Genomic DNA, 15,267 nt, shown 5'->3' on the forward strand with positions numbered 1-15,267 from the left:
CGGACGCATGTGATACGGCATACTACGCTAACCGGAAAAAACGTTAAAAAGGTAGCAGTCTGCGGTGGCGCCGGAAGCTTTTTATTGAAACACGCCATAGCCGCCGGGGCCGATATTTTTATCACTGCCGATTATAAGTACCACGAGTTTTTTGATGCCGAAGGAAAGATAGTGATTGCCGATATCGGACACTTTGAAAGTGAACAATTTACGCAGCAATTATTGTATGAAATAATTAGGAAAAAATTCCCTATCTTTGCCGTCCGTTTAACAGAAGTAAATACAAACCCCGTCAAATATTTTATTTAATGGAACAAACCGTAGAACAGAAGCTTAAAGCTTTATACGAACTACAAACCATCCACACCAAGATTGACAAGATACGCCAGGTAAGAGGTGAACTGCCTATGGAAGTTGCTGACCTGGAAGATGATGTAGAAGGATTGGAAACACGCATTCAGAAAATAAAAAATGAGCTGGATGATTTAGAAGATGATATAGTAACCCGCAAAAACCTGATAAGGGATGCGCAGGCAAACATCAAAAAGTACGAAACACAGCTTAACGAAGTAAAGAATAACCGCGAGTATGACGCTATCTCGAAAGAGATTGAGATACAAGGCCTTGATATACAGGTAAGCGAAAAGAAGATCAAAGAATTTGGTTACGAAATAACTACCAAAACCCAGGTTTACGAAAAAGCGCTTGCTGATTTGGATGGCCGCCGTGCCGACCTTGATGCTAAAAAGGCTGAACTGGGCACCATCACTTCAGAAACTGAAAAGGAAGAGAACGAACTTACTACCGAAGCTGAGAAAGCTGAAGCAGGTATTGAAGAGCGTTTGCTTATTGCTTACAATCGCCTTCGCGGTAACGCTAAAAACGGTTTGGCTGTGGTAACTATCCAGCGCGACTCATGCTCGGGTTGTTTTAACCAGATACCTCCACAGCGCCAGTCGGATATCCGTCAGCGCAAAAAGATCATCGTTTGCGAACATTGCGGCCGTATTTTGGTTGACGAGCAAATGGCTTTAGAAGTAGAGACCGCTTAAGCCCCCAACCCCTGAAGGGGAGATAAAAATTTTAGAAGCGCCTTCGGAAGAGGGCGCTTTTTTATTATCTGAACATTTTTTTGTGGCTTGAAATACTGCGTTAAGCCATCACTTCGAATGCTCAATAAATATGATCTTCCGTGTACTCTCATTAAAGATCACTTCTGTGCTGTCTTTAGCGTTTTTTACAGTTTTACCAACGATATTGTCATTTCTGTCAATGATGTTATTGTTGTCCATTTCAATAGTATAAAAATCACCATCCCTGATCTCATGAAAACCATTCCCCGGTTTTTCAAAATATGTTTTGACTGACTGCTGCGAATCATGATCGTAGCTCAATACATAAACGTCTCGCGAGCCGTGCACTGAATAACTAACGCCATTTATGGCAACTTTTATACCCGGGCAATAGATATGCAATTTTTTCTTTGCTGAATCAAAAAGCTGGCAGCCTGACGTAAGAAAGAACAGCGTTAGAAGAGTAATGGCCGATATAAAAGGTTTCCTGATAATATACATAGCATTGGTTTAAGTATTTCGAATATACAAGTTTTCCAGATAACAAGCCTATGCCATCGCCAATCGCTACCATTACAATGATCCTCCAATCCTGTTTTAAAACATGGTGGTCTGCTTGCCTTTTTTCGGCACAAACAACGAGTAATCAAACGGCGGCATTTCCCTGCCGGCCATAAAGCGGTTTATGGCCATGCGGAACATTTGGTGGATGGAATCGGCTACTTTGCCATCCCCACCCATCCTGCGCCCAAACTCGCTATCGTTCAGCTTACCGTCATGACAGGCCCTGATCATATTTAAAACCTTTTCAGCACGGTCAGGAAAGGCTTTGTGTATCCAATCCGTAAATATCTCGGCTATGCTGCCATTGAGCCTTACAATAGTGAAGCCGGCAGCCAGTGCGCCCCGGTCAGCAGCAGCCTTAATGATGGCCGGCACTTCATTGCTGTTCAGTCCGGGTATAATAGGCGCGGCCATCACACGTACAGGTACGCCTATCTCCGTGAGTTTTTGGATAACCGCTAAGCGGCCGGCAGCTGTAACGGTACGTGGTTCGAGTTTCTGGCGTAATTGTTCGTTGAGCGATGTTATAGATATGTTGGCATGCACCAGGTTCAACTTGCTAAGCTCACTTAAAATATCCAGGTCGCGCAGAATGACATTGTTTTTGGTGATGATGCTTACCGGGTTACGGTACTGAAGGAAAACCTGCAGCAGCGACCTTGTTATTTTCAGCTTACGCTCCATCGGCTGATAACAGTCTGTGTTACCGGATAAAAGGATGGCAACGGGTTCGTAATTCTTTTTGTTAAAGTACTGTTCCAGGAGCTCGGGCGCATTGCGTTTTACGATTATCTTCCGCTCAAAATCGAGCCCTGCGCTAAAACCATAATATTCGTGCGTATTGCGGGCATAACAATAGATGCAGCCATGCTCGCAACCCTGGTAAGGGTTGATGGAATACATGTGGCTCAGATCGGGACTGTTGGATTCGCTGACTATCTTTTTCGGCGTTTCCTCAAATATTTGTGTTGCCGTATTTTCAAGCATAGACTCGTCAAGACCCTCGATGTGTTCGAGTACATATTTGTTCTTCAGGAACTTATTATGAATATTAACCTGCGCCCCTCTACCCTTAAAAAATTCGGGATTTTCCTCGTGTGACATAATACAAATTTGCTAATATTTTTAGCAAAATCATCATACGTCTATCAATTTATTTTTTATGGCGTAGAGTACAAGGCCGATACGGCTTTTGATCTGGAGTTTCTCAAAAAGCTGGTCGCGGTACCCGTCAACAGTGCGCGAACTGATGCACATATGTTCAGCGATCTCTTTGTAGGTAAGCTCGGTGGCTGATAGCTTCAGAAACTCAATTTCGCGGCTATTTAGTTTGGCCAGCGTAAAATCTATATTGATATTGTGTACCAGGTGGCGGGTTACGAAATCGGGATAGTAGATCTCGTCATTGGCTACCTTCATCAATGCATCTTCGAAGTCGACTGGCTCGGAGTCCTTAAGTAAATAGCCTTTTACCCCCATTCTTACCATTGTCAAAACTTTTTCCGCGTCTTCAAACATCGAAAGCACAATGATCTTGATATCCGGATGGTTAGTACGCAGCCATCTTGCCGTCGATATGCCATCCATTTTGGGCATACTGATGTCCAGCAAAATAATGTCGGGCTTCAATTTGGACTGTATCTTTTTGATCATTTCCTCTCCGTCACCAGCTTCGAAAAGAACGCTGTAACGATGAAAATTATTGATCAAATAAGCTATGCCGCTCCTGAAAAGCCGGTGATCGTCAACTAACGCTATTTGGATGGGGGCCTCCATCGATATATAATTGCTTAAAAGGGTTTAGGGAAACCTTGATACGACAACCCTCGCCCGGAGCGCTGTCAATTGTTGCATTTCCTCCGATCAGTGCAGCACGGTTCCCCATATTTCTTAATCCTGAACCACTTTTATTATTAAGCAATTCACGTGAAAATCCTGCACCATCGTCTTCGATGCTCAAGGTAAACAAATCATGCTGATATTGCAAGTCGATTTTAAAATGTTTAGCCTTAGCATGTTTTAGAGCGTTATTTAAAGCTTCCTGCAGTATCCTGAATAACACCAGTTCACGCTGTTCACCAAGCGAGTACGGTTGCCCTTCAGTTAAAAATGTAGTCTTTACCAATTCGCTTTTATTTAATTTTTCAACCTCCCTTTCAATAGTTTTTTTTAAGCCGAGGGAAGTTATATGTTCAAAACTCATGCTTTTTGAAAGGTCGCGGAGATCGGTTATCACCTGTGCTATCAGTTCACGACTTTCATTCATTTTCGCTTTTTTTGTATCGTCCAGGGTGTTCCCCAACGTGCCCATAGAAAGCTTTACAAATGATAGTACCTGCGTTATGTTATCGTGTATTTCCTTACTAACATGTTCAAACGTTTGCTCCTGTATCTCTATTTGGGTTTTTAGGACCTCCTGGCGGTAAACTGCCTCGCGTTCTTCCTGTTCTTTTTTATTTTTAAGTTGCCTATTCCGATATAAAACGACGAAGTAAATGATGAAACCGATAACCACAGCAAATAACAGTGCAGCTATTAAGACGATCATCTGTATATCCTCGTTACCCATTGTATGTGTTGGCCTTTTTATTATCTATTAATAACGAAAACCCTATTAAAATACCAAATGTGTATACGCTTCCGGCCCAAAAATAATAGAGGCTACCTTTTCCCCAGTGATGTTCCGCATAGTAACCTATTAATCCCAAATTCAGAAACATCGTTGTTGAAAAGATTAAAATGCCTGTATTAAACCAAAATATGCTTTGCCGTATTATGCTCATATTTGATGGGTTCCTAAGCATTTGCTTAAATAACAGCAATGAGAATATGATATAAAAGATATTGCTTATAAGAAGAACATTGGTAGGGAATATTTTTTTAAAGGATTGAATAAAAAGAGCGTTTATTATGAAAAACACACAAACTATACCGATAGAAATAAGTATCATTTTTCTGATCTGTTTATTTTCAAAAAGATAAAAAAAGGTGAATGAATAAAAGAAGTAATTAGTTAAACTTTCAATATGTGAAAGAAAACTATTGTTTTTATTATTAAAAGCGAAAAATTCACCTATGACCTCTAGTACGAAGGTAAAAATGATACAGATAGTCAACAACTTGAACGGTACGGTCAGTTTTCTATAACGAACTAAACCTACCATTAAAACACCCGCAAGAATTAAAATATATATTGTTGCTAAATTAAACATGCTAATATTTTAAACCAGACGATGGCTTATAGTTTTATTATTTATGATGAACGCTTCTTTCCCTATTATCATTTAGTAAAGAAATGCATATCAAAATGTTAAACAAATAAAAGTTCCCATTCCAAAAATAATAAATAACATCATACCCCCATTTGTGCTGGGCGTAGTAGTTTGTTAATTCCATATTTAAGAACATAGTGGTCGAGAAAAATATCATAGCAGTGTTAAACCAGAAAATGCTCTGCTTAATAATATTTACATCTAAAGGATATTGAAGCATTTGCTTAAATAAAACCAACGAAAATATAACATATAAAATGTTGTTTATCAAATACATATGAGTTGGGAATACAACTTGCGACGGCTGCTGAAATAATAAGGCATTTAGTACGGAAAGTATCAAAACTAAGGCAATAGATATTATAGTTAGTTTTTTTAATATTCTGCTTTTAAGCAAGTAGAAGTAAATTGAAGCATAAAAAACATATCCTATCGCGCATTCGATATGCATCACCAGCGCATTACTGTGATACTTGGCAATAAAAATTTCGGATAAAACCTCCATGAGAAGATTCGCAATCACCGATAAGGCTAGTATTTTAAACGGAATGGTTAGCCTTTTGAAGCGAACCATTCCGATAATGGAAATAATAAATAGTAAGCAGAAATATACTATTGTAAGTAATCCCATTTAATGCGCAGGTTTAATTACACCAAGGCGGGCACGGCAAGCTGTCTGAATGAGTTTCACCGGTACTTACATAAGGCTTTGCTGCACCTTCCTGAGTGTTTGGTTCTGATCCGCTGACAAGCAAAGTATTGACATGATCGTCCTTGCCTGAGTAGTCCGGATGCTTTGCTAAATGTACGTGAATTCCGGCAACTTTTTCATTTTTTAAAATGCTTTCTAAAGTTTCCCGGCTAATAAAGAATCCATTAAGGTTACTTCCATCGGGTGTTTTTAAAGCATGTTCGCCGGCAGCTTTATTGCGGTCGCGAAATTCTTTCTTAAGGCGTGATGCCAATGCTGGGTCGATTGTTGAGGCCATGATTTTAGTTAGGGTTTTTAATTAATAATTTAACCACTATACGTGTATATTGAAAAAAAGATACCCCGTGTTTTCACGGTATTTTTAGAAAAGATACTTTAACAACTAAATTGTTGCAAAAAAATATAGAATTAAAACGACCAGGCCGATTTACTAAAGATTAAAAGAGCGATTTAACCTTCAAGTAAAAATACGAAAAGTTCCTTAGGGCCGTGGGCGCCCATTACCAGTGTTTTTTCTATATCTGCAGTACGGCTGGGGCCGGTTACGTTGGTTATCATAGATGGCAATTGATTGCCATATTTATTTTTTATCAGTTTAAAACCGTCCTTAAGGTCAGTTAAAATTTGGGAGGTGTACGCCAACACAATATGTACCGGAGGGTATATGCTTAGCCTGCGGCCTGCCATGCCGGCGTTGGATAATAAAATACTTCCGTTGCGGGCTATTAATGCCTCGCAAAGTGTAAATCCTACCTCTGCTTGTTCGAAATCTTTGTCAGTTTCAAAAAAAGGATAGTCGTATTTGAGCAGTATTTCCTGTAAAGCAGGTTCCCAGCAATAAATTTTGCGCCATTTTCGATGATCTGCAAGATTCAGCAGGTTATCTATCAGTTGTATCTCGTCTTCACAAAAAACAAACTGTCCTGCTGCGGCCGTAAATTCCTCCGCAAACATTATTTCAGGCGGGTCTTCGGACTGCGGGTAGTGGGGAAGGTCTTCCAGGTTAGGGTATGGGTTATCCCTTTTCTCGAGCAAAGCTTTACGTATCTTTTTAAGCAGCTTTTCCTTTGATGTGGTAATATCCCTCATTGTTTATAACATAAAGCTAAAAGCATAAAGCTGAGAGCCTTGCTTTGGACTTTCAGCTTTATGCTTTCGGCTGTTTTTATTCGCTTTTTGCTTCTTTTTCTTCAGGGTTCCTGTTGAAAGTACCCGAATGATCGGCAACGCCTTCATGTATCAGGTTACCGGCCGCGGCTTCCTGGTTGCCGCCTTCAGGCCCGTTTACAAACTCGTCGTAAGTGGTACGGTGGTCAAAAGGTCGTTTGCCCAAAATTTCTTCCAGGTCCGATTGGAATAATATCTCCTTTTCAAGCAATTTATTGGCAAGCTTTTCAAGGCCATCGTGCTTGTCGGTCAACAGCTTTTTGGTACGTTCGTACATCAACGTGATTTGGTTACGTACTTCAGCATCTATTAGTTCCGATGTTTTTTCGGAGTAGGGTTTATTAAACTGGTATTCGCCCTGCGTATCGTTAAAGGATACGTTGCCCACCTTGTCGTTCATGCCATAAATAGTAACCATGGCATAAGCTAATTTGGTGATTCTCTCCAGGTCATTTTGGGCTCCGGTTGATATCTTACCGAAAGTAAGATCTTCGGCAACCCTTCCGCCTAAGGTCATACACATGCCGTCTTCCAGTTGCTCGGTCGTATACAGAAATTGCTCTTTTGGTAAATACTGTGCGTAACCCAATGCGGCAACTCCGCGCGGCACAATAGATACTTTAACCAACGGATCTGCATGTTCAAGGAACCAGCCTGCAATGGCGTGGCCTGCTTCGTGATAAGCGACAATGCGTTTTTCTTCAGGCGATATGATCTTATTTTTCTTTTCCAGGCCACCGATCACGCGGTCTATAGCATCCTGAAAATCCTGCATGTCGACAGCTTCTTTATTTTTACGGGCGGCAATAAGCGCGGCCTCGTTACATACGTTGGCTATTTCGGCGCCTGCAAACCCAGGGGTTTGCGCAGATAATTTTTTGGCATCAACACCTTCGGCCAATTTTACCGGTTTAAGGTGCACTTTAAATATCTGTTCGCGGCCAAGCAGGTCGGGTTTATCAATAGATACCTGCCTGTCAAAACGGCCAGGTCGTAATAAAGCCGAATCAAGTACATCCGGGCGGTTAGTAGCCGCAAGGATGATAATACCTGAGTCAGTACCGAAACCATCCATTTCCACCAGCAGCTGGTTCAGGGTGTTTTCGCGCTCATCATTACCGCCTACGATGTTGTTCTTTCCACGCGCACGGCCAATAGCATCTATCTCATCAATAAATATGATACAAGGCGCTTTGTCTTTTGCCTGGCGGAACAGATCGCGAACGCGCGAAGCGCCCACACCCACAAACATTTCGACAAAGTCGGAACCCGAAAGCGAGAAGAAAGGGACCTGCGCTTCACCTGCCACCGCTTTGGCAAGCAGTGTTTTACCGGTACCCGGCGAACCGATCAGCAAGGCGCCTTTTGGAATTTTGCCACCCAGGTTAGTATACTTTTTAGGGTTTTTCAGGAAGTCGACAATTTCCATCACCTCCTGCTTCGCTTCTTCCAAACCGGCAACATCATTAAAAGTTACCGAAACCTGTGCTTCTTTATCGAATAATGTAGCTTTGGATTTGCCGATATTGAATATCTGGCCGCCCGGACCGCCACCGCTTCCGCCCGACATTCTTCGCATAATAAATATCCAGACCGCTGCGAACAACAGGATCATAATTATGCCCTGGAACAGTACATTGGTTAATATGCTATCGTGCTGCACGTAATCGATCGATACTTTTTCCGAGTCGGTGAAATCTTTTTCGGCGGCGTTGATAGCCTGGTTAAGCGTCTCGTACGATGCATAGGTAAATACATACTGCGGGCCGTTATCGTCTGATCCGGTAAGTGTTTTGCCGCCCCTTACCTCAGCGTACTGCGGTTTCGACAGGCTTTCTTTTTTTATAAATACTTCAACCGTTATCAGGTCACCGTTTTTATAAGCCTGTAGCTTTGCAACGTCATGCTGTTTCAGCATGTTAATTTCAAAATTCTGATACGTAGTTGGTTTGGCGTTGTTGCTGTTTGAAAACCATCCCACTCCAAGCAGTATCAAAATAACCACCGCGTAAAGCCACATAATGTTAAACTTCGGCGGCTTTGACGAAGGTCTCTTGTTGGATATCTTCCTTATGGGTTTAGGATTTTCCTGTTTATTATCTTTCATTTTTTCTAAATGCTCAAACGTAAATCATTATTACTATTAAAATTCAGGGGTATTGTCAAGACGCTTCTCTGCAGGTCTCTGTGACTTTAAAACTCAGGCGCTTTTGTAATATTTAATTTCTGCGTCACCCCAAAGGTCCTCTACTCCATAAAACTCGCGCTTATCCGTCCTGAAAACATGTATTACAACATCGACGTAATCAAGCAATATCCATTCGCCGTATTCAAGCCCCTCTTTGCGCCACGGTTCCTGTTGCGTGGCTTTAAAAATCTCTTCTTCAACACTATTTGCTATGGCTTTTACTTGTGTGGTCGATTCGGCATGGCAAATCACAAAATAATCAGAGACGGAACTGAAGATATTTCTAAGGTCTAATCTCACTATATCGTTTCCCTTTTTTTCCTGTATGCCGTATATGGCCAGTTCAGAAATGTAAGCGGATTCTTTTATCGCTTTGTTTTTTACCATCAAAAAGAATTAGTTTTGAACGCTTTTGGTTTATACATAATTACTTTGCAAAATAACATATTTTCAGGATTATTTGTTGGACAAAATTTAATCACAATTCAACATATCGATTCTACTAACAATTTCCTGAAAGATTTATTGTCAAATTCCAAGCCAGTTTCCGAAGGTACGGTCATTATGGCAGAAAGCCAGTATGCCGGCCGGGGCCAGCAACAGAACCGCTGGCATAGCGAACCCGGCAAAAATCTAACGTTTAGCCTTTTATTAAAACCAATCTTCCTGCCGGTACAGCAGCAGTTCGACCTTACCCGAGCCATCAGTTTAGCCATTATTAATGCACTCGAGCCGTTTTTGGACCATAAATTGAAAATAAAATGGCCTAACGATATCTATTACGGCGATGGAAAGTTAGGTGGTATACTGATAGAGAACCTGTTACAGGGCCACCTGATAAAGAACTCGATAATCGGGATTGGTTTAAACATTAACCAGGAACATTTCCCGCCCGAAGCTGCTAATGCAGTGTCAGTAAAACAAATCTTACATAGGGATTATGATTTAAAATTAATATTATCAGAGATTTGTAAAAATATAGAAATTGGCTATTTGCAGCTTCGGGCCGGGCATTATGATGCTGTAAGGAAAGCGTATTTGACACGACTGTATTGGCTGAACGAAGTGAAAATATTTAAGGTAAAAGACCGTTTATTCGAGGGAAAGATCGTCGGCGTTCTCGACCAAGGGCCGTTGGTCGTCGATGACGGTCAAACTACTTCAGAATATAATCAGAAAGAAATTGAATTTTTGAACAAATAAATTATTAATATGAAAAGAATACTGTTGGCAATGATACTGCTTGCCATAAGCACAGGCGCTTTTGCCCAAATAGAACACCCGGTAACCTGGTCGTATGCGGCTAAAAGAATTAATAAAGACGAAGCGGTTGTATTTCTACGGGCGACTATACAGCCGGGCTGGCATATATACTCTCAAAATGTTAAAGATGGCGGTCCTATTAAAACATCGTTCACATTTTCACAGTCGAAAGAATATGCATTGGTAGGCAAAACAAGTGAACCTAAGCCGCTTACCAAATATGAAGAAGCTTTTAAAATGAATGTAAGCTATTTTGAAAATACGGTTACTTTTCAGCAAAAGATCAAATTGAAATCGGCAAATGTAAATGCCGTAAAGGGGCAGCTTGAGTTTATGACCTGTAACGACCGGAAATGCCTGCCACCGGATGATGTTGATTTTAATATCCCCCTGGGTAAATAATTAGCGCCGACGATGACATTTTCCCAGATCAGGCCGGGCTTGAAGACCACGCTAATTGCCCTTATCACAATTGTTGTATTTTCATTTGGCGGTACTCAGCGCGCAAGCGCTTTTCAAAAAAGCGCACCGGATACAGTATCCAGCAGCGATGTTCAGTTTACTACGATACCTACCGCTGCAGACAGCATAGCAACCGCTAAAAAAAAGCAGCAACTTGGAAAAGCAAAGCATTCTGTAAATCGTTATTCAGCTCAAACTGAAGAAAAGCCTAAAACCTTGTGGCAGGTATTCATCGCCGGATTTTTAGGTGGGTTTTTGGCTCTGTTGATGCCCTGCATTTATCCTTTATTACCGTTAACGGTAAGTTTTTTCACAAAAAAAAGCGGCAGCCGGGCAAAAGGGATATTACAATCATTCATTTACGGCTTATCCATTATTGTTATTTACGTCGCTCTGGGGCTGATCATCACGTTGCTGTTTGGCTCAGATGCTCTTAACGCACTCGCAACAAACGGAATATTTAATATATTCTTCTTTTTGCTGCTGGTAGTGTTCGGGATATCGTTCCTGGGTGCATTTGAGCTGACACTTCCAAGTTCACTTGCGAATAAACTTGATCAGAATTCCGATAAGGGAGGCATTATAGGGATATTCTTTATGGCCGCCACACTGGTTGTAGTGTCTTTCTCTTGTACAGGACCGATAATAGGCTCGTTGCTGGTTGATGCAGCTTCAAAAGGCGACCGCTTAGGTCCCGCAGTTGGTATGTTTGGGTTTTCATTGGCCCTGGCGTTGCCTTTTACTTTGTTCGCGTTGTTCCCCTCTATGCTGAAAAGCTTGCCAAAATCAGGCGGATGGCTCAACAGCATAAAAGTTGTGCTTGGTTTTCTTGAACTGGCATTTGCTATGAAATTCCTTTCCAACGTCGACCTGGCATATCACTGGAATTGGTTCGACAGGGAGGTGTTCCTGTCCTTATGGATAGCCATTGGTTTGCTGATGGGATTATATCTGATTGGAAAACTTAAATTTTCGCACGATAGTGACTTGTCTTACCTATCGGTGCCGAGAACGTTTATTGCTATAATAGTTTTTTCGTTCGTGATCTATATGATACCCGGACTATGGGGCGCTCCATTAAAAGTTATCAGCGGGTTTTTACCGCCGCCGGCGACGCAGGATTTTGACCTTTCAAGAATCAGCAATTCTTCATTGGCACCGGTTCAGAATGTATCCATAAAAGAAAAAAAATATGAAGGTATGTTTAGTAGGGGTAAGCATGCCGGATTGAACGAATGGTATGATTATGAGCAGGCGCTCCAGGTATCAAAGGAATTAAAAAAGCCGGTTTTGATTGATTTTACCGGCTGGAATTGCCCTAACTGCCGTAAAATGGAAAATAGCGTATGGTCTGACGCCGAAGTACGCAAACGTATGCAAAATGATTTTGTATTACTGGAGTTATATGTCGATGAAAAGAGCGAACTGCCGGCAGCCGAACAATACACGTCATCATTCAGCGGAAAGCATATTATTAGTATCGGGGCAAAAAATAGCGATTATGAAGCCTCAAAGTTCGAAACGAACTCTCAACCGTTTTACGTAATTACTGATAGCGAAGGTAACGTGCTTGTTCCCCCGCAGGGAGCCAATTACAGTGTAGATAATTATATAAAATTCCTTGACAGCGGGATTGCTGCTTATAAAACTGCGCATTGAGTCAAAAATTAGTGTAAATTCGCGGCATATTTGATAGTGTTTAAACAACACCATCAAATACGACTGGATTAATATTAGCGTTTACTTTTTTTCAGGCAGGTGTAAACCTGTCGTAATGCAATGGCCCAAATAAAGAATATCGGACTTTTTACTTCAGGAGGCGATGCCCCTGGCATGAACGCCGCCATCCGTGCGGTTATACGCACTGCTTTGTTTCATGATGTTGAAGTTACGGGTATCCGCCGTGGATACGAAGGAATGATAAATGGCGATTTTTTCCCTATGGGACGAAGATCGGTATCCAATATCATGCAGCGTGGCGGAACAATTCTTAAAACGGCACGCAGTGCGCAATTCCGCAGGCCGGAAGGGAGACAGGCTGCTTACGAACAGATAAAAAAGTTTAATGTTGATGCCCTGATAGCTATAGGGGGCGACGGCACATTTCGCGGAGCCAACGCTTTTAATGAAGAATTCGGCATCCCGGTTATTGGTTTGCCGGGAACTATAGATAACGATCTTGCCGGTACTGATTTTACTATAGGATATGATACAGCCATCAATACAGTTATCAATGCGGTGGATAAGATACGTGATACGGCCGAATCGCATGATCGCCTTTTTATTGTGGAAGTTATGGGCCGCGATTCGGGCATGATAGCCTGGCGCACCGGCATGGCAACGGGCGCCGAAGGCATTATTATACCCGATGCAAACATAGGTGTAGATAAACTATTTGACCGGCTTGAAAACGGCCGCAAGAATAAAACGTCGCGTATTGTTATTGTTGCTGAAGGCGAGGGTGAAGAAAGTGGCGCTTTTGAAATAGGGCGCCAGGTAAAAGAAAAATTTCCGCATTTGGATACCCGCGTTTCTATATTGGGCCATATTCAGCGTGGCGGCAGCCCAACCTGTATGGATAGGGTGCTGGCATGCCGGTTAGGTGTTGCTGCGGTTGAAGCGTTACTTGAAGGCTATAAAGGCGATATGGCAGGGATCATCAATAACCAGGTGGTATTTACCCCGTTCGAACAAGCTATCAAACATAACAGCGAGATTAACCCCAACCTGCTGAGGATAGTAGAAATGCTTTCCTTATAAAGAAAATTTATTGTCGATGAATGTTTTATTGACGATCAGGCGTATCACATCGTCTATCTCCTGGGTTACCGTAAACAGGTGCTTGATAATTTGCTCGTTTTCAGGATTGCTGAAGTTCTCATAGTCCATAATATTCATCAATCCAAGCATACTGGCAACCGGGCGGCGCAACTCGTGCGAGCTAAGCGAAGCTATATTTCTCAAGCGTTCATTCTGGTCGAGCAATGCTTCCTCGGTCTTTAACATTTCGGTGATATCCCTGGCGAAGCAACCTACGCCAATAATCTCGTCCTTAGACTGTTTATAAATCGGATTGAAACTTACCTCGAAAAAGGTATGCTCTCCCGTTATAGGATGGGGGCTGTCGTGGCGTGTAACGTATCTTTCACCTGAAAGGGCTCGTTCATAAAATTGATGCCATTCGTCCCGGACCTGTTCCGTTTGGCCCGAGTGTATATAGGCATCGTCGCCTTCTTTGGGTATTGCGCCCATATTATTTTCTATCCGTTTCCGGTAGGCGGTATTCATGTATACATACCGCCCTTCCCGGTCTATCGACCAGATAAAGTTCTCTGTATTGTTGATAAGCGCCTCGAGGTTGTTTTTGGTCCAGGCTATCTCTTCTGCTGCGTTCAGGGCATTAACTTCTATTTCTGTGGCTGAGGTCAGGTCCTGGCCGACGCCCTGTATCTCCGTCACCTTGCCCTCCTTGCCGGTTATGGAAATAAATTCCCATTTGGTTTGATGTACCTTTCCTTCCTTGTCAAGCTTACCATGTTCGAGCCGGATGACCTTCCCGGGGTTTTTGATACAACTCTTTAATGCATTTTCGCAAAGCGGTATGTCGTCAGCAGGCGTTATGACAGAGAAATGCTTACTGATGATCTCAGATTTTTTATACCCCAGTAATTTCAAAAATTGCTTGTTGGCAAAGGTGATCACACCCGATGTATCTATCCTTAACAGGAAATTGGTTTGTGAATCTATCAGCGAGGTCAGGAACTGTTCACGCCGTTTCATTTCTTCCTGCTGCGTTACTTTTTCGGTAACATCGAGGGCAATGATCACCCGGCAGCTATGGTTATCGTATTTAATCTCGTGCCCGGTCACTTCGGCATAAAGTATATCACCTTTTTTGTTCTGATGACGCCATACGCCGGCGCTGTTAAACCCGTCGAGCCTGCTTTCGGGTATGCCCTTTTTGTATAGATATTCGTTGAATTTTGCCAGATCGAACCGCGGGCGTATGTCGCGTATGGTCATACTCAAAAACTCCTGTTCGCTGTAACCATAATGACGGACTGCCGCCGCATTAACCTTTAATATGCGCAATGTGGGCAAATCGTATATCCACATCGGTGTAGGGTTGTCATTGAACAGGATGTTAAAGTCGCCCAGCGAATCCTGCATCCTGTAATTAATTGCCTTTTGGTCCGAAACATCTTTGATCACATTCAGAATCACCTCATGCCCGTGCGAACTGTCGCTCAAAAGCCGGCGTTTGTGATTTATCCATTTGATCTTGCCGCTTTTGGCAACTGCGCGGTAAGTAAGGTCGAGCCATTCATCCGTAGTGGCTTTGTGTATCTTTTCAACCACTTCATCATGGTCGCGCATATCAATAATTCCGATCCAGAAATCTTTGCTTTGAGCGATATCTTTTGGCGAGTACTCCAGGATAGTTTGTACGCTCGGGCTGATAAACAGGTAAGTTTGCGTAGTTTCATCAAAGGCCCAGACACAATCGTTAAGCGCCGCAAGAAGATCAGTAAGCATAGAGTTTTATCATATTCCGGAACACTATAA

Annotated in this window: 15 protein-coding genes; 6 read left to right on the plus strand and 9 right to left on the minus strand. The window is 42.2% G+C overall.

Annotated elements, in window-relative coordinates:
• Positions 1–309: Nif3-like dinuclear metal center hexameric protein (locus tag VL525_RS15045; RefSeq protein ID WP_325387856.1), on the plus strand; the 309-nt coding region annotated here is incomplete at its 5' end.
• Positions 309–1,052 (plus strand): zinc ribbon domain-containing protein, encoded by a 744-nt coding sequence (locus tag VL525_RS15050; RefSeq protein ID WP_325387857.1) that lies wholly within the window; start codon positions 309–311, stop codon positions 1,050–1,052. The genes VL525_RS15045 and VL525_RS15050, both read left to right, overlap by 1 nt.
• Before the next feature lie 108 nt (positions 1,053–1,160).
• On the opposite strand, the gene VL525_RS15055 is transcribed toward VL525_RS15050, so the two are convergent.
• The 8 genes from VL525_RS15055 to rsfS form a co-directional block, all read right to left on the minus strand.
• On the minus strand, positions 1,161–1,574 hold the full coding sequence (locus VL525_RS15055; protein ID WP_325387858.1) for a hypothetical protein: 414 nt from the start codon (positions 1,572–1,574) through the stop codon (positions 1,161–1,163).
• Positions 1,575–1,670: 96 nt separating this feature from the next.
• Complete coding sequence (locus VL525_RS15060) at positions 1,671–2,741, minus strand: PA0069 family radical SAM protein (RefSeq protein WP_325387859.1); 1,071 nt, start codon at positions 2,739–2,741, stop codon at positions 1,671–1,673.
• A gap of 33 nt (positions 2,742–2,774) precedes the next feature.
• Positions 2,775–3,413: a response regulator transcription factor gene (locus VL525_RS15065; protein ID WP_325387860.1), complete on the minus strand. Its 639-nt coding sequence runs from the start codon at positions 3,411–3,413 to the stop codon at positions 2,775–2,777.
• On the minus strand, positions 3,382–4,206 hold the full coding sequence (locus tag VL525_RS15070) for a sensor histidine kinase (protein ID WP_325387861.1): 825 nt from the start codon (positions 4,204–4,206) through the stop codon (positions 3,382–3,384). The genes VL525_RS15065 and VL525_RS15070 overlap by 32 nt, the downstream gene beginning before the upstream one ends.
• Positions 4,207–5,553: 1,347 nt before the next feature.
• On the minus strand, positions 5,554–5,898 hold the full coding sequence (locus tag VL525_RS15075; protein ID WP_325387862.1) for a hypothetical protein: 345 nt from the start codon (positions 5,896–5,898) through the stop codon (positions 5,554–5,556).
• 173 nt (positions 5,899–6,071) lie between these two features.
• Entirely contained in the window at positions 6,072–6,710 is a 639-nt protein-coding gene (locus VL525_RS15080) for a lactate utilization protein (RefSeq protein WP_325387863.1), read from the minus strand.
• A gap of 76 nt (positions 6,711–6,786) precedes the next feature.
• On the minus strand, positions 6,787–8,895 hold the full coding sequence (ftsH, locus tag VL525_RS15085; RefSeq protein WP_325387864.1) for an ATP-dependent zinc metalloprotease FtsH: 2,109 nt from the start codon (positions 8,893–8,895) through the stop codon (positions 6,787–6,789).
• A 93-nt stretch (positions 8,896–8,988) separates the two neighbouring features.
• On the minus strand, positions 8,989–9,363 hold the full coding sequence (gene rsfS / locus VL525_RS15090; protein ID WP_325387865.1) for a ribosome silencing factor: 375 nt from the start codon (positions 9,361–9,363) through the stop codon (positions 8,989–8,991).
• A 45-nt stretch (positions 9,364–9,408) separates the two neighbouring features.
• Between rsfS and VL525_RS15095 the strand changes: the two genes are divergently transcribed.
• The 4 genes from VL525_RS15095 (at position 9,409) to pfkA (ending at position 13,461) form a co-directional block, all read left to right on the plus strand.
• Positions 9,409–10,179 carry a biotin--[acetyl-CoA-carboxylase] ligase gene (locus VL525_RS15095; protein WP_325387866.1) on the plus strand — a complete coding sequence of 257 codons (771 nt, stop codon included), beginning with the start codon at positions 9,409–9,411 and terminating at the stop codon, positions 10,177–10,179.
• Positions 10,180–10,188: 9 nt separating this feature from the next.
• Positions 10,189–10,641 (plus strand): protein-disulfide reductase DsbD domain-containing protein, encoded by a 453-nt coding sequence (locus VL525_RS15100; protein ID WP_325387867.1) that lies wholly within the window; start codon positions 10,189–10,191, stop codon positions 10,639–10,641.
• Between the two features lie 12 nt (positions 10,642–10,653).
• Positions 10,654–12,360, plus strand: a complete 1,707-nt coding sequence (locus VL525_RS15105) for a protein-disulfide reductase DsbD family protein (RefSeq protein ID WP_325387868.1) — start codon at positions 10,654–10,656, stop codon at positions 12,358–12,360.
• A 120-nt stretch (positions 12,361–12,480) separates the two neighbouring features.
• Positions 12,481–13,461, plus strand: coding sequence for a 6-phosphofructokinase (gene pfkA, locus VL525_RS15110; protein WP_325387869.1), 981 nt, complete (start codon positions 12,481–12,483; stop codon positions 13,459–13,461).
• Here pfkA and VL525_RS15115 read toward each other — a convergent pair.
• On the minus strand, positions 13,456–15,237 hold the full coding sequence (locus tag VL525_RS15115; protein ID WP_325387870.1) for a PAS domain S-box protein: 1,782 nt from the start codon (positions 15,235–15,237) through the stop codon (positions 13,456–13,458). The genes pfkA and VL525_RS15115 overlap by 6 nt on opposite strands.
• Positions 15,238–15,267: the final 30 nt, after the last annotated feature.

The sequence above is a fragment of the Mucilaginibacter sp. genome, from assembly GCF_035492695.1.
Taxonomy (GTDB): Bacteria; Bacteroidota; Bacteroidia; order Sphingobacteriales; family Sphingobacteriaceae; genus Mucilaginibacter.